This is a genomic window from Streptomyces sp. LN549 (assembly GCF_043203805.1).
In the GTDB taxonomy this organism is placed as follows: Bacteria; Actinomycetota; Actinomycetes; order Streptomycetales; family Streptomycetaceae; genus Streptomyces.
Window position 1 is genome coordinate 8,065,608 of sequence record NZ_JAZHRI010000002.1, and the last position, 21,073, is coordinate 8,086,680.

Below are 21,073 nucleotides of genomic sequence, written 5' to 3' on the forward strand. Positions count from 1 at the left end.
GGTCAGCTGCCCGCCGACAGCACCTCGGCCAGGTCGTACCGCACCACCTCATCCAGCTGCGCGTACGTGCAGCCGGTCGGGGTGCGGTCCGGCCGCCACCTGCGGAACTGGGTCGTGTGCCGGAACCGGTCGCCCTCCATGTGGTCGTACGCCACCTCGCAGACCCGCTCCGGACGCACCGCCACCCAGGACATGTCCTTCTTCCCCGACCAGCGGCTCGGGGCGCCGGGCATCCGGGAACCCTCGTGCGCCTCGGCGTCCGCCCAGGCTCCCCACGGGTGCTCGGCGACATCGGTGACCAGGGGTTCGAGCTCGGTGACCAGCTCCGCGCGGCGCTTCATCGGGAAGGCCGCGCAGACGCCCACGTGCTGCAGCGCGCCCTGCTCGTCGTACAGACCGAGCAGCAGCGAGCCGACGACCGGGCCGCTCTTGTGGAAGCGGTAGCCCGCCACCACGCAGTCGGCGGTGCGCTCGTGCTTGATCTTGTACATCGCGCGGGTGTCCGGCCGGTACGGCAGATCGAGCGGTTTGGCGACGACTCCGTCGAGCCCCGCTCCCTCGTACTGTTCGAACCACTCCTGGGCCACGGCCGGATCGGTGGTCGACGGGGCGAGATGGACCGGGGCCGAGGCGTCGGCGAGCGCGGCCTCCAGCACCGTGCGCCGGTCCGACTGTCGCGTGTCCAGGAGCGAGTCGTCGCCCAGCGCGAGGAGATCGAACGCGACCAGACTCGCCGGAGTCTGCTCCGCCAGCAGCCGCACCCGGGAGTCGGCGGGGTGGATGCGCTCACTGAGCCGGTCGAAGTCCAGCCGGCCGTCGTACGCGATCACGATCTCGCCGTCGACGACACAGCGCGGCGGAAGATTCTCCCGGACCGCGGTGACCAGCTCGGGGAAGTAGCGCGTGAGGGGTTTGCCGGTGCGGCTGCCGATCACCACCTCGTCGCCGTCCCGGTGCACGATCGCCCGGAAGCCGTCCCACTTCGCCTCGTACTGCATGCCCGGCGGGATCTTGGACACGGACTTGGCGAGCATCGGCTTCACGGGCGGCATCACCGGCAGATCCATGCCTCGATTGTGGACCGTAAGGCGACCGGAGTCCCCTGATATGCGGCATATGTGCGTCCCGCCTACCGTGGCCGACATGGCAGCAGCGGGCAAAGCGGTGGAGCTGGAAGCAGCGGGACGGGCCGTACGGCTGTCCAATCCGGACAAGATCTACTTCCCGGAGAAGGGCTACACCAAGAGGGACGTGGCCGAGTACTTCCTGGCCGTGGGCCCCGGGATCATCCGTGCCCTGCGCAACCGGCCCACCACCCTCCAGCGGTTCGTGGACGGCGTCGAGGGTGAGTTCTTCTACCAGAAGCGGGCCCCGAAGAACCTCCCCGAATGGATCCCCACCGCCGAGATCGCCTTCCCGAGCGGCCGTTCCGCCAGGGAGATCTGCCCCACCGAGGTGGCCGCCGTCATCTGGGCGGCCAACCTCGGTACCCTCACCTTTCACCCGTGGCCCGTCCGAGGCGGGGACACCGACCACCCCGACGAACTGCGCATCGACCTCGATCCGCAGCCCGGCACCGACTATGCCGACGCGGTCCGGGCGGCCCTCGAACTGCGCTCCGTCCTGGACGAGCACGGGCTGCGCGGCTGGCCCAAGACTTCCGGCGGTCGCGGCATCCACGTCTTCGTCCCCATCGAGGCGCGCTGGACGTTCACCGAGGTCCGGCGGGCGGCCATCGCGGTGGGGCGCGAGCTGGAGAGCCGGATGCCCGACCGGGTGACCACCGCCTGGTGGAAGGAGGAGCGCGGCGAGCGCATCTTCGTCGACTACAACCAGACCGCCCGCGACCGGACGATCGCCTCCGCCTACTCCGTACGCCCCCGGCCGCACGCCCCGGTATCGGCCCCACTGCGCTGGGAGGAGATCGAGGACGCCGAACCCCGTGACTTCGACATCCGGACCATGCCGGTGCGGTACGCGGAGCAGGGCGATGTGCACGCGGACATGGACCAGGAGGCGTTCCGGCTCGACGCGCTGCTGGAGCTCGCCGACCGTCACGAGAGCGACGGCGGCCCCGGTGACATGCCGTACCCGCCGGAGTACCCGAAGATGCCGGGCGAACCGAAGCGGGTGCAGCCCAGCCGAGCCCGTCACGACGAGGACGGCGAGGCATGAGCGAGTCCGGCGCCGCAGCCGGGACACCGAAAGGGGCGCACGGCCGGCCGCTGACCCGCGGCGAGAAATGGGCGGCGTTCAAGGAGTCGCCCTACTTCCCGGCGACTGTCCTGCTGTTCATCCTGGCGGCCGCCGCCGGGCTCTTCGCCGGCTCGTACACGTACGCGATGGCCAACCCGACTCCCCACCGGATTCCGGCCGCGGTGGTCAGCCAGCCGGACACGGCTCGCGGCAAGGAGTTCGTCGCCGCCATGGACAAGGCCCTGGACGCCTCCCTCGTCATCCATGTCTACCGAACCCCCGCCCAGGCGCGCGAGGCGCTGGAGGAGCAGAAGGTCTTCACGATCGTGCGGTCCGGCAGCCGCGGAGTGGCGCTCGACGTGGCCAGTGCCTCAGGTGCCGCCGTCGCCCAACTGCTCGCGGAATCCGCGGTGAAGGTGGGGGACACGCTGGGCATCCCGGTCGCCGTGATGGACGTCAAACCGCTCCAGAAGGGCGACCCGCGCGGACTCGCGCTCTTCTACATCTCGCTGGCCGCCGTCATCGTGGGTTTCGTCGGCTCCATCCAGCTCAGCGTCCACGCCCGGAGCCTGATCCCGCTGGAGCGGATCGCGTTCACGATCGGATACTCGCTGCTCGGCGCCTTCGCCATCGCCGCGGTGGTGGACTGGCTGCTGGGCGCGGTCGACCTGCCCTTCGCCGAGTCCTGGCTGATCCTGGCGTTCACGATGTTCACCTCGGGCATGGTCTTCACCATGTTCAACACCCTGATGGGGCGTTGGGCCATGCTTCCCACATGGGGTGTGATGGTGCTCCTGGGAAACCCGTCCTCAGGCGGAGCGGTGTCCTGGCCGCTGCTGCCCTCGCTGCTTGGGCACATCGGACGCTGGCTGCCGCCGGGGGCCTCCGTCAACGCTCAGCACACCGCCGTCTACTACCAGGGGCACCAGAAGCTCTTCCCCTTTCTGGTGCTCGCGGCCTGGTCCATCGTCTCCATCACGGTCTTCTGGGTGTGGCGCCACCGGCACCCGGGAGGCCGCGACCGCATGCCTGAGCACGCGGCCACGGCCACCTGATCCCGAACGCTGCCTACAGCTCCTGGATCCGGATGTCCCGGTAGGAGATCACGTCCGAGGTGCTGTGGACCTGGAGCCCGATGTAGCCGGAGGCGTACCGCCGGCCGTCGGTGCCCGGGTCGTCACCCCGCGGCGGCTCGAAGAGCTGACCGCCGGTGTTCTCGAACTCGTTGAGCAGGACACCGTTGCGGTAGATCGAGTAGTGCTGATCCACCACCCGGATCTCGTAGTCGTTCCAGGTGCCCTTGGGGGTGACCCCGGCGCCCGCGAGACCCACCCGGTCGAATCCGTAGACGGAACCGGTCTTGTACATGTCGCCGTCCGGCCGGTCGTTGACCTGGATCTCATGGCCGTACTTGATGGCGACCCACTCCGGATTCGGCTCCTCCGGGTTGTCGTGGACGTTGGGGAAGCGCACGAAGACACCGCCGTTGGCGTTGCCCGTGCCGGGGGCGTCGTCCCGCCACTGGAGCTTCAGCGAGAAGTCCCCGTACTGGCGTTCCGGGAACCACAGCATGCCCATGCCGTCCACCGTGGTGGAGCTGGTGATCGAGCCGTCGGCCTCGTTGAGCGCGAACTGCCCGCCGCCCACCTGCTGCCACTTGGCGAGCGAGGCGGCCGTGCCGTCGAAGAGCTTGCGGTAGCCCTCGTCCTGGCCCGGCTTGCCGATGCCGGACTGCTTGGCCGCCGTGTAGATCTTCTTGTGCTCGCGGGCGTCGATCACCCCGGCGGTGAGGAGCTTGTCGAGGACCTTGTCGACGTGCTTGAGGAACAGCGCGTGCGACGACCAGTCCTTCTCGTCCTCGATCAGCTCGTTGATCGTGCAGCGGTTGCCGGTGATGCGGTTGGGGACCCCGGTGTCGACGGTGCCCACGATGACGGTGAGGCGTTCGTCGAACTCAGGGCAGTTCGGCGCCGGTACGCCGCCGCTCTGCGCGACGGTGAACGACACCTGCTTGGCCTCGGAGGTGTTTCCCGCTTTGTCCGTGGCCCGGTGGGCGACCGTGTGGTAGCCGATCCGGTCGACGATCACCGTGGCGGTGTAGGCCAGGTACGGGCCGCCGTCCAGGGAGTACTCGGCCTTGTCCACCCCGCTGTCGGCGTCGGTCGCGGTGACCGTCACCTTGGCGCTGGTGAGGTAGGCGCCGTCCGAGTTCTTGTCGCCCTCGACCTTCGCGGACGTCTCGGGCGGCGTCGTGTCCTGGGTCGGCGGCTCGACGACGGTGAAGTCCACCGCCTTCTCGGCTGCCGCGTTGCCCGCCTTGTCGGTGGCGCGGTAACGGACCTTCTGCGCCCCCATCTCGTGCACCATCACGGGACCGGTGTACGGCTGCCAGGCGCCGTCCGCCCCGAGCGCGTACTCGATGGTGTTGACGCCCGACCCGGTGTCGGACGCGGTGACGGTGACCGTCGCCATGCCCAGGTACTGCCCTTGGTCGTCCTTCTCCCCGGACACGGTCGCCGAGGTCTCCGGCGCCGTCGTGTCGTCCGTCGGCGGAGCGGCGACCGCGAACTCCGCCGTCTTCTCCGCGGCCGCGTTGCCGGACTTGTCGGTCGCGCGGTAGCGGATGGTGTGCGCGCCGACCTCGTTCACCACGACCGGCACGGTGTACGGCTGCCAGGCGCCGTCGGCCCCGACCGCGTACTCGACGGTGTCGACGCCCGAACCCTCGTCGGTGGCGGAGAGGGTGACGGTGGCCTGACCGATGTACGCGCCGTCGGCGTTCTTGTCGCCGTCGACCTTCGCCGAGGTCTCGGGTGCGGTGGTGTCCTCGCCGCCACCCCCGTCGGTCACGGTCAGGATGCCCTGCATAGCCTCGTGCCCCGGCATCGTGCAGTGGTAGAAGTACCGGCCGGCGGTCAGCGTGACCTCCGCCGTCTGCTTGCCGCCCTGGTCGTCGCCCGGGTTGGCCAGCAGGTTCAGCGGAACGTCGTTGTTGAACTCGGGGTCCGACACGCTGAAGGTCAGCGTGTGCGGCATGCCCGTGGTGTTCCCGGTCGCCTCACTGTTCTCGAAGACGATGGTCGCCTTGCCGGCCACCGCCGTCTTCGGTGCGGAGAGGTAGTGGTCGATGGGGTTGCCGGCCGTCCAGGTGAGTACCTGGTCGGCCGCCGCGTCCACCGGGGCCGCCGAACGGCCGTACGCCGCCGTCGACGTCAGCCCCAGCACCATCAGGAACGATCCCAGCAGCGCGAGCCACAGCCGCGCGGGCCGCGACCGCCTTCGGAAGAAGATCGAACGGTGTCTCACTGCACTGCCGCCTTCCTGGCCAGGTCCTTGACGGCCGGGGTCGCTGCGCCGCCCTTGTACGTCACGCGCCACAGCGCTGACTTGGAGTCGGAGGTGAAGAAGCCGCGCCCGTAGTCCAGGACGTACAGCGAACCGTCCGGCGCGAACTTCCAGTCCATCAGATTGCGGATGCCGTCCGCGCCCACCGGGATGATCTCCTTGAGCGACTCGGCGTGCGTGGGCAGACCGCCCTTGCCGACCGTCTTCGGGTCGGTGAGCACGGCGTGCCGCGGCTGGGTGTCGTCGTAGAAGTCACCGACGAACCACTTGCCGTCCCAGTAGGAGGGCCACTTGTCGGCGCTGGTGCTCGCAGCGTCGTACCGGTAGACCGGGCCGTTCATCGTGGCCTGGCCGCCGCCCTTGAGCCAGGGCAGGAGCTCCTTCTGGTCCTCCACCTTGTAGCTGGGGATGCCGTTGGCGTCACGCGGGTAGTCCACGCCACCGCCCTGCGGCGAGTACCAGATGGTGTTGGAGGTGATCGGCGGCAGGTTCACCAGGCCGTCGTTGTTGGGCGACTCGTTCTTGGGGTGGTCGCAGTCGTACCAGCCGAGCGGCTTGCTCGGATCGGGCAGATTGCGGTCCCGGTAGGGCTGCTTGTTGCCCATGCAGTACGGCCAGCCGTGGTTGCCCGCCTTGGTGATCGCGGCGAACGTGTCGTACTTCGCCGGGCCCCAGGTGGTGCTCGGGGCGCCCGCGTCGGGTCCGACCCAGCCCGCGTACAGCGTGTCGGTCGACTTGTCGACGGAGATCCGGGCCGGGTTGCGCACGCCCATCACATAGATCTCGCCGCGGGTCTTGCCACCGCCCTCGTCCGGCTCCTGGCCGGTGAAGAGGTTGCCCGCGGGCAGCGTGTAGGTGCCGTCGTCCTCGGGATGGATCCGCAGGATCTTCCCGTTGAGGTTGTTCGTGTTGCCCGCGGTGCGGCGGGCGTCGGAGAACGAGACGCCCTTGTAGTTCGGCTGCGGGTTGTTGCCGGAGTAACCGTCGCTGAAACCGGAGGAGTTGTTGTCACCGGTCGCGATGTACAGGTTGCCCTTGGAGTCCCACGCCATGCCGCCGCCGGCGTGGCAGCAGCTGTGGACCTGGACCGGCCAGTGCAGCAGCACCTTCTCGGAGGAGAGATCCAGTTTGTTCGTCGCCAGGTCGAGGGTGAAACGGGATACCTGACGGACCGCCATCTGCTTGTCGCGGTCGAGCTTGTCGTGAGGTGTGTAGTGCAGGTACACCCAGCCGTTCTTCTCGAAGTCCGGGTCGAGCTCGATACCGAGCAGGCCCTCCTCGACCTTGATCAGCTCGTCGCCTCCGCCCTTGTTGCCGAAGATCGTCAGCTCACCGGCGAGGGTGACCTTCTTCGTCTTCGGGTCGTAGACGTGGATCTGGCCCAGGCCCTTGCCGACGTTCGGGTCGCTCCAGTCGGTGACGACCGGCACGCTGCTGTCGGCGCCGCCGCGACCGATGTACAGGACGCGCCCGTCGGGGGCGGTCACCAGGCCGTGCGGCTCGCCGATCTGGTCGTTCTTGCCGGGCTGGTTGGGCTGAGTGACCCGCTCCGCGGTGTAGTTGGAGGTGATCGTCGCCTTGCAGTCGGCCTGCGAGATCCGGGTCGTCCAGTCGATCGCCCCGCGCAGGTGGTCCCGGAAGTCGGCCTCGGCGAAGCTGTCGACCGTGCCGCCCATCGCGGTGTAGAAGGACCGGCCACCGTCGTAGTCACGGCACCAGGAGACCGGGTGGTCCCAGCCGTTGGCGCTCGTTCCCGGCTTGTACGTGATCTCCCGGACCCGCGCCACGGTGTGCACGTCGCCGGACGGATTGTCCTTCCAGTTCAGCCACTTGTCCGGGCGTTTCCACTCCAACGGCAGGTTCTTCGTCGCCGGGTGCTGCCGGTCGCCGATCTCCACCGTCGCACGCTGTACGGACGTGGGACTGCCGGCCGCCGGACGCGCACCGACAAGACCGGTGAACCAGTCCGAGTACGGCTCGGTGCGTGCCGCGTCATGGATGCCGAGGAAGCCGCCGCCGGCCTCCATGTACGCCTCCAGACCGGCCTCCTGCTCCGGGTCGAGGACGTCACCGCCACCCGTCAGGAAGACCACGGCGTTGTAAGTGCCGAGCTTCCTGCCGTTGGTGAAGACGGCCGGGTCGTCGGACGCCACGGTCTTGAACCGGCCTGCCTCCGGCCCGGTGAGCCCGATCCGCTCGATCGCCGCGATCCCGGCGTCGACCGTCGGCGACTCGTCGGTGGCGGAGGCGTGGAAGACGAGCACCTTGACGTTGGCGCCGCCCGGTGGCGACGGCAGGGACAACGTTGTCGCCAGGGATTCCGGAGCCCGGGGATCCGTTCTGGCGCTGGCGGCATTGCCACCGAGCAGGGATGCGGTCAGAGCGCCGGCCGCAACGGCCGCCGCGAGCCCGCGTCGTGATCTGGACCTGTGATGTGGTGTGCGCTGCATGTGGTCACCCACCCCTCTTTGGTCACTGCAACAGCTTTGGCACTGCAACAGCGCATGAAGCTAGACCTCTTTTCGCGACTCGCCAATAGCTATGGCAGCAATCGCACGAACTTTGTCCTTAGTGTGGATAAACGAAGATCCCCGGGCTACGGTATGGCCCGATCTCCGCAACATCCATCCCATAGTGGGGAGTTCGACATGGACCGAAGGAGCTTCAACCGGCGGGTTCTGATGGGCGGCGGGGTGGCGGCGGCGACCGGCGTGACATCGTTGTCCCTCGGCACGATCGAGGCAACCTCCGCGGAGAACCCGCCCCCGACGGCGCCCGCGGGAGGGGTGGTGCGCCATCTCAAGCTGTACGCGGAGAAGTTGGCGGACGGCTCGATGGGGTACGGGTTCGAGAAGGGCAAGGCGTCGATTCCCGGGCCGCTGATCGAGATCAACGAGGGCGACACCCTGCACATCGAGTTCGAGAACACGATGGACGTGGCGGCCAGCCTCCATGCGCACGGCGTCGACTACGACATCGCGAGCGACGGCACCCGGATGAACAAGAGCATCGTCGAACCGGGGGAGACCCGCACGTACACCTGGCGCACCCACGCCCCGGGCCGGCGCAACGACGGCACCTGGCAGCCGGGCAGCGCGGGTTACTGGCACTACCACGACCACGTCGTCGGAACGGACCACGGCACGGGCGGTATCCGCAAGGGGCTGTACGGGCCGGTGGTCGTGCGGCGCAAGGGTGACATCCTGCCCGACAAGACGATCACGATCGTCTTCAATGACATGACGATCAACAACAAACCTGCCGACAAGAGCCCCAACTTCGAGGCGACGGTGGGAGACCGGCTCGAAGTCGTCATGATCACGCACGGCGAGTACTACCACACGTTCCACATCCACGGTCACCGCTGGGCGGACAACCGTACGGGACTGCTGACCGGACCCGACGACCCGAGCCGGGTCATCGACACGAAGATCGTCGGGCCTGCGGACTCCTTCGGATTCCAGGTCATCGCGGGCGAACACGTGGGCGCGGGTGCCTGGATGTACCACTGCCACGTCCAGAGCCACTCCGACATGGGTATGGCCGGAATGCTGCTGGTCGCCAAGGCGGACGGGACGGTGCCGGGGCACGAGGGACACGTCATGGGGTCATCGCCGGAGGCGAACCCCTCCGAGAAGGCGTCGGCGCACGAGGGCCACCAGGTGCATTGATCACGAGCGATGCTGACACTCGCCGCGCTCGATCGTGGCGAGGACATCCGGTGTGGTGCGGTTGTCCAGGGCTGCACCACACCGGAGGTCTTCATGTCCCACCGAAATGCCCGACTGACCGTTTTCGGAACGAGGCTGGTCGAACGGGTCTGCTCGGGCCGCAGGGCTCCCGGCCATCGGCCGTTGCCCGGACGCACGCCCCCGAACATACTGGCCGGACCGATTCCGTACGGGGGACTTTTCATGACAGAGAGCATCAGCGCGCACGCCGGCACCACCTTCGCAGCGGGCAGCGACGGGGAACCCATGGTGCGGGTGGAGAACCTGCATCGTTCCTACGGCTCCGGGGCGGCCGCCGTCCACGCCCTGCGCGGCGTCTCCTTCGATGTGGCGCACGGTGAGCTGGTCGCACTCAAGGGCAGATCGGGCTCCGGCAAGACGACACTCCTCAACCTGGTCGGCGGGTTCGACTCCCCCGACGAGGGCCGCGTCACCGTGGGCGGCACCGATCTGGCGGACCTCGGTGAGGACGGCCTGCTGGAGCTGCGCCGCGACCGGATCGGCTTCATCTTCCAGTCCTTCGGTCTGATCCCGATCCTGACGGCCGCCGAGAACGTCGGTGTGCCGATGCGCCTGCGCAGAACCGATCCGAAGGAGCGCGACGAGAGGGTCGGGCTGCTCCTCGCGCTGGTCGGACTCGCCGAACACGCGGAGCAGCGGCCCGGTGAGCTCTCCGGTGGCCAGCAGCAACGTGTCGCCATCGCCCGCGCACTCGCCAACCGGCCCGCCCTGCTGATCGCCGACGAACCGACGGGCCAGCTGGACGCGGAGACCGGGCTGGCGGTGATGGAGCTGCTGCGTGCCGTGGTGCGGGCCGAGGGCGTGACGGCGCTGGTCGCCACGCACGACGCCCAGCTGCTGGGCCTGGCCGACCGGGTGCTCGAACTCAACGACGGCCACATCGTCGAGCACGTCTGACCCACGGCTGGAGCGCCGCATTCCGGTGTTCATGCACCGAAATCCGGTCACAATTCGATCAAGTCGTGAGTGAGGGCGGTGTTCTCCGGGCGCTGTCTCTGTAAACATTCCCTTCGAAAGAATTTTCGGGGGATGTGTGCAAGGCGTTTCGGGGGAGACCGGTGACGGGATTTGTGTTTCTGCGCGTCCGCGCACACCGGTTGCTGGTCACGGCGGCGCTGCTGGCCGTCCTGCTGACCACCGCCGTTCTGGCCACCCTCGCCGCGTTCTCGGGTTCGGTCGGGGACGCCGGGCTGCGTCACGCCCTGCAGACCAGGGACGCGGCCGCCGCCTCGCTGATCATCAAGGCGGAGAGTCCCGAGGCGGACCGTGCCGAGGCCGTACAGGTCCGGAGCGGGGCCCGGCAGTCCTTCGACGGGCTCCCGGTGACCCTGCGGGAGTTCCACCGCTCGGGGCCGTACGCGCTGCCACGGGGTCTGCAGCCGCCGGCCGCCCGCGAGGGCGAGCCCGACCTCACCACGTTCGCCCTGGCGGACCGCTCGCGGGTCCGCCTGTCGAAGGGCGCCTGGCCGTCGGCGGGGCAGGGCGACGTGATCGGCGTCGCCGTGCCCGAGGTCGCCGCGACGCAGCTGAAACTGTTGCCGGGGCCGCGGGTACTGACCCTCGCCGACCGGCTCGGTGGTCCCGCGGTGCGCATACGCGTCACCGGCGTCTACCGTCCCGTCGACCGGAACGATCCGTACTGGCAGCTGGACGAGCTGGGCGGGCGCGGTGTGCACAGGGACTCGTTCCTGACGTACGGGCCGATGCTGACCGACGCCGCGGCCTTCGGGTCCGGCCGGATCACACACGGTGGCGTGTCCTGGCTGGCCACGGCAGACTTCACCACCTTGGGCGCCGACCGGATCGACTCCCTGCGTACGGCCGCGAAGAACAGCCAGAAGCTCGTCGCCGCCCGGCCGGGGCTGGAGAGCGGCGTCACCACGCGTACCTCGCTGCCCGACGTTCTCGGCTCATTGGAGCGGGCGCTGCTCGTGTCCAGGGCGACCCTGCTGATCATCTCGTTGCAGCTGGTGCTGCTCGCCGCGTACACGCTGCTGCTGGTGGCCCGGCTGCTGAGCACGGAACGCGCGGGCGAAACCCAGGTGCTGCTGGCCCGTGGCGCCTCGCGCGGCCGTCTCGCCGCGCTCTCCGCCCTGGAGGCACTGCTGCTCGCGCTGCCCGCCGCCGCTCTCGCGCCGCTGCTCGCAGGTCCGCTCACCCGGCTGCTCGCAGGCCAGGGGCTGCTGGCCAGGATCGGGCTGCGCGTCGACACCGGTCCGACCGCGGAGGTCTGGCTGGTCGGCGTGGTGGCGGCGCTGGCCTGTGCCGCGGCCGTGGTGGCCCCGGCGCTCACCGCGGCAGTGGCGGCACGCGGGCGCGGCCGCACGCTGCCCGCCCCGCTGCGCACGGGCGCGGACATCGCGCTCGTGGCCGTCGCCGCCGTCGCGTTCTGGCAGCTGGACCGGAGCACCTCGGGTGGCGGCGCCCTCAGCGGTGACCGCGAGGGCGAGTTGGGCATCGACCCGCTGCTCGTCGTGGCGCCGGCACTGGCGCTGCTGGCCGGGACCGTCCTCACCCTGCGGCTGCTGCCGCCGACGGCGAAGCTCGCCGAGCGGCGGGCGACAGCGGGCCGGGGCCTGACCGTCCCGCTGGCGGGCTGGCAGATCAGCCGCAGACCGCTGCGCGGCGCGGGACCGGTGCTGCTGCTGGTGCTCGCTGTCGCGATGGGCATGCTGGCGATCGGCCAGGGCGCATCCTGGGACCGCTCGCAGGACGACCAGGCGGACTTCCGGGCCGGCGCCCCGGTACGCGTACTGGGCAGCGGCACCTCCCGGTTCGGCCAGGGCGGTGTGTACGACGGGATGCCGGGCGTACGGGCAGCCGTGCCGGCCGCCCGTACCGGTCTCAGTCTCTCGGGCGGACGCCAGGCCACCGTACTCGCGCTCGACACCGGGCTCGCGGGCACGGAACTACGGCTGCGGGACGACCTGGCCGACACCGACCCGGGCAAGCTGCTGAGGTCCCTGCGCCCGGGGAAGACCGCACGCACGGGTGTGCTGCTGCCCGATGACACGGTGCGCCTCGTCCTCGACGTCACCCTGAGCGCCGCCGAGGACGGCCCGCACGCGAGAGAGGGCACGACCATCACTCTCACCTTCGAGGACCGCTTCGGAGTGCCCTACCGGCTGCAGTCGGACACACTCGCGCCGGACGGCAAGCCGCACCCGATGACCGTCGACCTCGCCAAGGCGGCAGACGCCCCGGCGGGAAGGCCGGCGGGTCCGCTGGCGCTGACCGGGGTGGAGTTCGACGAGGCGGGTTATCCGGACCGGATCGCCGCCAAGCGGCTCACGATCGGCGGGATGCGCTCGGTCACCGCGGACGGCGCCACCCGCGGGGTCACCGTGCCGAAGGAACTGGCGTGGAGGGCCAAGGCCACGGTGAGCGTCGAGCCCGACTCGTCCAGGAACGAGCGCGGCCCCGTGATCACCGCCGTGGGCTCGTCGCCCCGGACCCCACTCGACGTCTCCTACCACACGGGCAGAGTGGTGTTCGAGGACCAATGGGGCCCGAAGCGCACGGTCACCGTCCGGGTCACGGCCAAGCGCGGAGAACCGGCCCTGCCGGCCGCACTCGCCACCGACCGTTTCCTCGAGTCCAGTGGTGCGAAGGCCGGATCAGTGATCGACATCCCGATGCCCCAAGGCCCCGTGAAGGTGAAGATCGTGGGCGCTCTCCGCGGTGTTCCGACCACCGGACCCGGTGCGGGCGCCCTCGAACCGGCCGCCACACCCGCGACCGACGGCGGCGCGCTGCTGATCGATCTGCGAGCCGTCAACCGGGTGCTCGCCACCCGTCCCGACGCGGCGTTCCCGCCCACCGAGTGGTGGCTGTTCCCCGAGCGCGGGGCGGCGCCGCAGGTCGCGGCGGCCCTGCGCGACAGGGCCGAGATCGACCCGACCCAGATCCAGGTGCGTGACGAGATCGCCGAGGACCTGCACGACGATCCGCTCGGCGCGGGCCCGCAGTCGGCCCTGCTCGCGGTGGCTCTCGTCGCCGCGGCGCTGGCCGCGGTCGGCTTCGCGGTGGGCGCGGTGGGAACGCTGCGGGAACGATCGGCGGAGTTCGCGGTACTGCGGGCGCTCGGCGCACCGCGGCGCCAACTGGCCCGGCTGCTCGCCGTCGAACAGTCACTGCTGATCGGGCTCGGGCTGCTGATCGGGCTGGCCCTCGGCGCGGTGCTCACCCGTGCCGTCGTACCGCTGATCGTGCTCACCGGACAGGCCACACAGCCTGCTCCGGGTGTGCTGGTGGAACTGCCGCTCGGGCGCGTGGCGCTGCTGGTCGCGGGAGTCGCCGCCGCACCCGTGTTCATCGTGGCGGCGCTGGCGATGCGTCGGGGCGATACCGCCGCGGCGATGCGTGTCCAGGGAGGCGAGTGATATGAAGGCCACTGCCCCCTGGGTCCGCACCCGGCTGCGTACGGCACCGGGGTCCGCCGCCGCCCTGCTTCTCCTCGTCCTGGTCACCTCGTTCCTCGCCGCGGCGTTCCCGGGCGCGGTGGCCGCGTACGAGAGCCGGGGCCTGCGCCACGAGGTGAGCGTCACCTCGCCGGATGGAAGCGTCATCCAGCTGAGCAGCGATCCGTGGCAGGACGTGGACGGTGAACCGGAAAAGATCTTCGATGCGCTAGAGGCCCGTCGGCTGACCGAGAACTACCAGCAGATCCTGGCCGCCCTGCCGAAGTCCCTGCGAGTCGACACCGGCCAGTCCGCCTACGGAGCACGCACCCGCAAGCCCGTGGCAGCCACCGACACGTGGCTGCCCGAGCTGAACGGCGGATGGCCGGTATTCACCCTCTCCGCCCAGACCGCGGTCGCCGAGCACTCCAAGCCGGCCTCGGGACGGCTGCCCAGGGCGACCGCGGGGTCCGTCAACCCGGCCACCGAAACCGTCGAGGCGGCGGTCACCTCCGCCACTGCCAGGGCGCTGCGCATCAAGGTCGGCTCGACCATCCATGTGCCGCGGGCCAACGGTGCGCCCCTCGCCGTGCGCGTCACCGGCATCGTCGAACCGCTGCGGCCGCAGCAGAGCTACTGGTCCGTCGAACCCGTGCTGCGCACGCCGACGTACCTCCACACGCCGGATCAGCCCCCTCTGCCGTACTGGCACGGCGCACTGCTGCTGGCCCCCGAAGCGGCACCCGTCCTGCTGTCCATGGGCGGCGAGGCCTACTGGCGTGTCGCTCCCGACCCGGCCGGGATGGACGTCGCTGACCTGTCCCGGATCACACAGACGATCGCCTCCCTCGAACAAGGCCCGCTGCTGAGCGCGCTGCGCACCGAGGTCGCGCCGCAGCTGGAGACCAGCACCGGCCTGGACGACGTCCTCATCGAGTTCGACGGCATCCGCGCCGCCATCAACCCGGTGGTCGCCGTCGCAGCCTTCGGCGTCGGCAGCGTCGCGGGCGTCGTCCTGCTGATGACCGGCGGCCTGGCCGCCTCGCGCAGGCACCACGAGCTGTCGCTGCTCCGCTCGCGGGGCGGTTCGGTCCGCGGGATCGCGGGACGACTGCTCGCCGAGGTCGCCGTTCCCGTGCTGGCCGGCGCGGCACTCGGCTGCGCGCTCGCGCTCGTCGTCGTTCCCGGGGGCCGGACGCCGCCGGCGCTGCTCGCATCGGCCGCGGTCGCGCTGTTCGCCTGCGCCACGCTGCCCCTGAGAGCGGCGTTCCTGCACCGGCGGCCGCGTCTGCACGGTGACCGGAACGATCTCGTACGGGCCAGACCGTCGCGCCGCCGGACCGTGGCGGAACTGACGCTGCTGGTGCTGACCGTGGCAGCTGTCACCGCACTGCGGCGCCGGGGCACCTCGGACGGCGACGCGGACGCACTGATCAGCGCCGCCCCGGTACTGCTCGGTGTGATCGCCGCGCTGCTTCTCGTACGGCTGTATCCGCTGCCCCTGCGGCTCGCGGCGCTGCCGGTGGCGCGACGGCGCGGTGCGGTCGGCTTTCTTTCACTCGCCCGTGCGGGCCGCTCCTCCGCCACCGTGCTTCCGCTGCTGGCGTTGCTCGTGGCCCTGACGACGGTGGCGTTCGGCGGCTCGGTACTCTCCGGTGTCGCCGATGCCCGGGACCGGGCGTCCCTGGCAGCGATCGGCGCCGATGCCCGGATCGATGCGGACCAGGGGCTGCCGGACAAGCTGGCCGGGACGGTACGGAACATGGCCGGGGTGAACGATGTCGCGCCCGTCTACCGGGACTTCGACCTGGACCTGCGGGACGGCCGGCTCGACCGCGTCACGCTGCTCGCCGTCGCCCCCGATTCGTACGCGCGTCTCGCCGGCCGCACCGGCCTCGGTCCGTTCCGGGCCGCCGAACTGCGGAAGTCCTCCGGAGTGCTGCCCGCGCTCGCCTCCCCCGCCGTCGCCGAGCGGCTGCGCGGCCGGGCGACGGAGATCGGCCCGGCGGACGGCCCGTTCTCGGTCCGCGTGGACAAGGTGCTCAGCACCACGCCCGCAGTCTCCGACGGCGATTTCCTGGTGGTCGACGCAGCAGGTCTGCCGGGCAGGCACCTTGCCTCCACACTGCTGATATCCGGCCCCTCCGTAGCCGGCGCCGACCTCGAGCCGGCGGCCCGCGCCGCGGGCTCGGCCATCGTGAAGCTGCGTTCCGCCGAACGGGACAGGTTCACGACGTCGCCCGTGCAGAGCGGTGCCGAACGGATCTACGCGGTGGCCGCGGCGGCGGGAGTCGGGTACGCAGTACTCGCGCTGGTGCTCTCCCTGCTCCAGACCTCCGCCGAGCGGACCGCGCTGCATGGCCGGCTGCGCACCATGGGCATGACCCGCCGGCAGGGGCGCCGTCTGCTGATTCTGGAGAACCTGCCGCAGACTCTGCTGACTGCCGCGGGTGGTGCGCTGGTCGGCTGGGTGGCGATCCTCCTGCTGGCTCCTGGAATCGATCTCGGCCGGCTCGCCCTGGCCGATCAGGCGGCGTCGCTCGGCCAGGTACGGCTGCGCGCCGATCCGGTGAGTCTGCTGCTGCCCGCGCTCGGCGTGGTGGCGATCGCGTCGGCGGTGGCCGCCGCGCAGGCCTGGCTGATCACCCGGCGTACGACAACGACCGAACTCAGGGTAGGAGACACGCGATGACCGAGGCCTCCACAGGCATCACCCTCGGCGAGCTGGAGCGCCGGGCGGCGGCCCGGCGCGACCGGCCCGAGTACGGCCACGACGCGCTGATCACCTGCGACCGGCTGGTCCGCATCTTCTCCACGGACGGAGTCGAGGTGCAGGCGCTGCAAGGGCTCGACCTGCTGGTCCGCGAGGGTGAGCTGATAGCCCTGGTCGGAGCGTCCGGCAGCGGCAAGTCGACGCTGATGAACGTCCTGGCGGGTCTGGACGAGCCCACGGCGGGCGCCGCGAAGGTGGCCGGGTGCGATCTGCTGACCATGAGCGCGAAGGACCGGCTGCGCTACCGGCGCGAGGTGGTGGGCTTCGTCTGGCAGCAGACGGCACGCAACCTCCTGCCGTATCTGAGCGCCGTGCAGAACGTGACGTTGCCGATGCAGCTGGCCGGCCGTACGCGGAAGAAGGCCGAACGGGCCGCACGCGCCGAATCGCTGCTCTCCCTGCTGGAGGTGGCCGACTGCCGCGACCGCCGTCCGCACCAGATGTCCGGTGGCCAGCAGCAACGCGTCTCCATCGCGGTGGCACTGGCGAACGAACCGTCGGTGCTGCTCGCCGACGAGCCGACGGGAGAGCTCGACTCCCGGACGGCCGAGCAGGTCTTCGTCGCGCTGCGCATGGCGAACCAGGAGCTCGGCACGACGATCCTGATCGTCACCCACGACCAGTCGGTGGCCTCCGAGGTCAGCCGCACGGTGGCCATTCGCGACGGCCGCACCTCCACGGAGACCCTGCGGCGCACGGAGGTCGACGCGACGACGGGCCAGGAATCGGTGGTGGCCAGGGAGTACGCGATGCTGGACCGCGCGGGTCGCCTTCAGCTGCCCGCCGATCACACCGAAGCCCTGGGCATGCGTGACCGGGTGATGCTGGAGCTGGAAGCCGATCACATAGGCATCTGGCCCGACGACACGGCCGGGCACTAAGGGCTGTCCCGCCAGGAATTGCGGGACAGCCCTTGGGGACCCTCGTTCGGATCAGACCGGGCTCGCGGGGTCCGGCACCGCACCTCGGGGCGTTGTCGTCGGTCGGCATGTTCCCCGAGCTCTCGGCCGCGCTCGAGCAGGGGGCCCCGTCTCCATGACTCGTTCCTGCCGTGCGACACACCGCATCCGACGCCGCGCCGATCCACCAGGGATCACGGGACGGCCCTCAGCCGGCCGCGTCCGCCACCGCGGCGAGGCGCTGCTGTTCCTCCTCGACGATACGGCGGGCAAGCGACCCGTCCGACACGTCCACGGCGTCCGGCGTCGTCTCGGCGACGTCGCTGCGCCGTGCGTACGTGTCGAAAAGCCGCTCCTTGCGGGCCAGGATGTCCAGCATCCGCTGGTCGACGCTGTCCGGCGCGAGAAGCCGGTGCACCTGCACCGTCCGTATCTGGCCCATCCGGTGTGCGCGGGCGACGGCCTGGTGCTCCATCGTCGGCTTGATCTGCGGCTCGCAGAGGATGACGACCGACGCGGCCTGCATGTTCAGCCCGACCCCGCCCGCCTGGATCTGGCTGAGCAGCACCGCGTGGCCGTCCGCCGCGGAGAAGTCGTCGATCAGCTGCTGACGCCGGGCGGCCGGCACACTTCCGGACAGCGGGCCGAACACGTCATCCCCCAGGGCGTGGTGGACCGTTTCCAGCACTTCGCGGAAGTAGGAGAACACGACGACCTTCAAGCCGTTGCCCGCGGCCTCCGCGGCCAGCTCGCGCAGCCGGTTCAGCTTGGCGGACGAAGCCGGGTGGGCGTAGGCGGCCCGGCGCATCCGCATGAAGTGCCCGGCGGACACCGCCTCGTGGTAGGCACGCTGATCGGCCGCGCTGAACTCCTCCCACTCGTCGACCTGCACGAGCGTGGGGAGTTCGCTGAGCACGTCCTGCTGGTTGCGGCGCAGATAGGCGGGGGCGACTGCCCGGCGGAACGCCTGCGAACCGGCGGCGCCGTGCGTGGTGTTGACCGACGGGCCCAGTTCGGGCTGGAGATGGCGGACGAGGCTGCGGAACTCCTCCACCCGGTTCTCCATCGGGGTGCCGGTCAGGAAGAGCACGTGCTCGGTCGCTTCCGACCAGCCGGAAACCGCGCGGGAGCGACGGGTGGCCGGATTCTTGACGTAGTGGGCCTCGTCGACGACGAGCATGCCGGGCCGCACACCGCTGTCGCCGGCGAGAGGGAGGGTGTGCAGGGCGTCGAAGGTCGTCAGCGCGACCCCGCCGCTCTCGCGCCACTCGGCGAACGCCTCCTGCCGCTCCGGACCGTGCACCGGCAGGGCGCGCAGCGTGGAGCGGGAGCGGACCTCCCGCGTCCAGTTGATCAGCACACTCGCGGGGCACACCACCAGGAAGTGCGTCTCCCCGCGCGCCGCGAGATGGGCCAGCGCGGCAATGGCCTGCACCGTCTTGCCGAGCCCCATCTCGTCACCGAGGATCACCCGCTTCTGCGCGAGCGCGAAGCGGGCGCCGAACGACTGGTAGCCGCGCAGCGAGACCCGCAGCCGGGCGTCGTCCAGCCGCAGGCCGCGCACCCGGTCGGCGATCCCGGACGGCAGGAACCCCTCGGCCGCGTCCCGGTCCGGGCCGGTACCGGACATCTCCGCCAGCAGGCTGTAGTACTCCGCGGAGCGCAGCTCGAAGTCGACCCAGGCCGCGATGTCGGACTCCGGGTCCCGCAGCAGATCGACCGACACCTGGCCGAACAGCAGAGGGAGTTCGCGCTCCACCGCGTCGGCGACGGCCGCCCGCACGGAGGCGACCGCCGCCAGCGCCCGCGCCCGGACCTGCCGCCGGGTGAAGACCATCCGCAGCCGCCCCCGGGCCGGCCCGGCGACGGCCAGCAGCGGCTCCAGGCGGCCGGTCAGGCGGCGGGCCCCGTCCACGGCCCGCCGCACGTCCGGCCCGGCCTCGACCAGCCGGTACAACGCGGTGACCAGGGCGGTCGTGGCGTCGTCGGGGGTGTCCACATCTATCCGCAGGGCGACCGTGTCCCGCACCGCATGCGCGATCTGGCCCGCCGCCGCCAGGGTCTGGTCGGCCGTCTGCGCGCCGACGCCGGGGATCTGGCGGAGCTCGTAGCGGCTGGCCCCGTACACCTGCCCCACCGTCGTGAACCCGGCCTGCTCGACCGCGGCGAGGCGAAGCCGTCCCTCGGTGACGTCCTTCAGCCGGGACACGGGGATGGACGACAGATCCTTGCGTACGAGGGAGTCGAGCAGCGGGTCCAGGGCGGTGCGGACGGCGGTGACGGCGCGGGTGTGGTCCGCCAGGACCCCGCGCGCGGCGTCCAGCAGCCCGTCGGCCCGCGCGAGAAGCTCCCGGGCCGCCCGCCCGGTCGGCGCCCCGCCCTCCGTGGACCCGGCCTCAGTCATGTATGTCCTTCTGTCCCCGCAGCCTTGCCGTCGCTCCGCCCCGCATCCGCCCGGAGCGACTCATATCGTCCCATGCGGGACCGACAGCCGGTTCCGGCGGAGGGCTCAGGGGGCGGGCGGCCGCCGCTCCGCCGGTGACAGCAGGAGCACCTCCAGAGCCCGTGCGCAGGAGCGCGCCTGCGCCAGGAACCCCTCGGTGCGGGCCTCGGTGATGACGGACGGGGTGGCCCGTACCGCCAGGGCGAAACGGGCGTACCCGGCGCCGTCCAGCACCGGCACCGCCAGGGTCCGTACCCCGTGGGCCGACTCGCCGTCGTTGACGGCGTAGGCGGCGGACCGCACCCGTGCCAGCTCCGCCTCCAGGGCCGCCGGTTCGACGATCGTCCGGTCGGTGAAGGCGGGCAGCGGCGGCAGCGAGGAGGGTCCGCCCTCGCCGGGCCTCGCCCAGGCCAGCAGCACCTTGCCCAGCGCGGTGGAGTGCAGCGGCCGGCGCAGACCCACCTTGGGGGTCACCGAACCACCTGCGACGATCACCGCGTGCGGTCCGCTGCGCAGGGCCAGGTCTGCGGTGGCGCCCGTGCGATCGGCGAGATCGGCCAGCTCGGGGGCGGCCAGATGCAGACCGCGCTGATGGTAGGAGAGCCTGCCCAGTTCGGTCACGGCCGGGCCGAGCCGGTAGCGGGACGTCCGGGCGTCCTGTTCGAGGAATCCGGCGCCGAGCAGGGTGCGGGCCAGCCGGTGGGCCGTGGAGACCGACAGGGTCAGGCGGCGGGCGAGATCGGAGGCGCTCAGGTCGGGGCCGTTGTCGTGGAAACAGTGCAGGACGTCCAGGGCGCGCTGTACCGCCTGGGCCCCGGCGGGAGCGCGTACTGCGGCGGCCTGGGTCATGTGGGTTCACTCTCCGCTCGTGGGGATGCGGGGTCCGACGTTGCCACATTGCGGGAGTGCCACCGGGTGGAAACCACCTGGTGAAACACTGCGTTCATACGCAATCCCACATCATGGGAAGCGAGTTGTGGGCGGGCGTCGCCCCGTGGCAGGCTGCAGCCGTCACCAACGACGAGCTGAAGGGAGCAGTGCCATGGCCGGCCGCCGAACCGCGACCCCCGCCCACGCCGCTCCGGTCCAGCTCGCCCTCACGCTGCGCCGTCACATCGACCTGGCCCGCGTGTCCAGCGCCGCCTGTCGCTGACCCTCCCCGCACTTCCCGCTTCCTCTTACACCTGACGCGTCGCACCGACGCGCCACGGGCCCCTGCCGTACGCGCCGCCCTGACCCGGGACGTACGTGCCGCGCCCGCCGGT

The 21,073-nt window shown here is 70.9% G+C and carries 13 protein-coding genes; 8 read left to right on the forward strand and 5 right to left on the reverse strand.

All coding sequences use genetic code 11. The features are described 5' to 3' along the window. Positions 1-2: 2 nt before the first annotated feature. The gene (locus SH922_RS35865; RefSeq protein ID WP_393062715.1) at positions 3-1,067 is read right to left on the reverse strand and encodes an ATP-dependent DNA ligase; all 1,065 of its coding nucleotides are present in this window, start codon (positions 1,065-1,067) and stop codon (positions 3-5) included. Between the two features lie 97 nt (positions 1,068-1,164). Here SH922_RS35865 and ligD point away from each other — a divergent pair, with 97 nt between their 5' ends. Then, positions 1,165-2,175 (forward strand): non-homologous end-joining DNA ligase, encoded by a 1,011-nt coding sequence (ligD, locus tag SH922_RS35870; protein WP_393063786.1) that lies wholly within the window; start codon positions 1,165-1,167, stop codon positions 2,173-2,175. Further along, the gene (locus SH922_RS35875) at positions 2,172-3,251 is read left to right on the forward strand and encodes an ABC transporter permease (protein WP_393062716.1); all 1,080 of its coding nucleotides are present in this window, start codon (positions 2,172-2,174) and stop codon (positions 3,249-3,251) included. The genes ligD and SH922_RS35875 overlap by 4 nt, the downstream gene beginning before the upstream one ends. 13 nt (positions 3,252-3,264) lie before the next feature. On the opposite strand, the gene SH922_RS35880 is transcribed toward SH922_RS35875, so the two are convergent. Both SH922_RS35880 and SH922_RS35885 read right to left on the reverse strand, forming a co-directional pair. Beyond that, a complete protein-coding gene (locus SH922_RS35880; RefSeq protein ID WP_393062717.1) occupies positions 3,265-5,502 on the reverse strand; it encodes an OmpL47-type beta-barrel domain-containing protein in 2,238 nt (745 codons plus the stop codon). Further along, positions 5,499-7,991 (reverse strand): ThuA domain-containing protein, encoded by a 2,493-nt coding sequence (locus tag SH922_RS35885; protein ID WP_393062718.1) that lies wholly within the window; start codon positions 7,989-7,991, stop codon positions 5,499-5,501. Before SH922_RS35885 ends, SH922_RS35880 begins: the two co-directional genes overlap by 4 nt. A 198-nt stretch (positions 7,992-8,189) precedes the next feature. Between SH922_RS35885 and SH922_RS35890 the strand changes: the two genes are divergently transcribed. From SH922_RS35890 to SH922_RS35910, 5 genes are all read left to right on the forward strand, one after another. Continuing rightward, a complete protein-coding gene (locus SH922_RS35890; RefSeq protein WP_393062719.1) occupies positions 8,190-9,212 on the forward strand; it encodes a multicopper oxidase domain-containing protein in 1,023 nt (340 codons plus the stop codon). A gap of 243 nt (positions 9,213-9,455) precedes the next feature. Continuing rightward, positions 9,456-10,190 (forward strand): ABC transporter ATP-binding protein, encoded by a 735-nt coding sequence (locus SH922_RS35895; RefSeq protein WP_393062720.1) that lies wholly within the window; start codon positions 9,456-9,458, stop codon positions 10,188-10,190. A gap of 161 nt (positions 10,191-10,351) precedes the next feature. After that, positions 10,352-13,675, forward strand: a complete 3,324-nt coding sequence (locus SH922_RS35900; RefSeq protein ID WP_393062721.1) for an FtsX-like permease family protein — start codon at positions 10,352-10,354, stop codon at positions 13,673-13,675. 1 nt (position 13,676) lies between these two features. Next, positions 13,677-16,385, forward strand: coding sequence for an FtsX-like permease family protein (locus tag SH922_RS35905; RefSeq protein WP_393062722.1), 2,709 nt, complete (start codon positions 13,677-13,679; stop codon positions 16,383-16,385). Next, complete coding sequence (locus tag SH922_RS35910) at positions 16,382-17,347, forward strand: ABC transporter ATP-binding protein (protein ID WP_393062723.1); 966 nt, start codon at positions 16,382-16,384, stop codon at positions 17,345-17,347. The genes SH922_RS35905 and SH922_RS35910 overlap by 4 nt, the downstream gene beginning before the upstream one ends. Before the next feature lie 226 nt (positions 17,348-17,573). Here the strand turns inward: SH922_RS35910 and SH922_RS35915 are convergent, their stop codons facing one another. Further along, positions 17,574-19,769 (reverse strand): DEAD/DEAH box helicase, encoded by a 2,196-nt coding sequence (locus SH922_RS35915; RefSeq protein WP_393062724.1) that lies wholly within the window; start codon positions 19,767-19,769, stop codon positions 17,574-17,576. 105 nt (positions 19,770-19,874) lie between these two features. Continuing rightward, positions 19,875-20,657, reverse strand: a complete 783-nt coding sequence (locus SH922_RS35920; protein ID WP_393062725.1) for an IclR family transcriptional regulator — start codon at positions 20,655-20,657, stop codon at positions 19,875-19,877. 193 nt (positions 20,658-20,850) lie between these two features. Here SH922_RS35920 and SH922_RS35925 point away from each other — a divergent pair, with 193 nt between their 5' ends. Further along, positions 20,851-20,961 (forward strand): putative leader peptide, encoded by a 111-nt coding sequence (locus SH922_RS35925; protein WP_393062726.1) that lies wholly within the window; start codon positions 20,851-20,853, stop codon positions 20,959-20,961. The last annotated feature ends 112 nt before the right edge of the window (positions 20,962-21,073 follow it).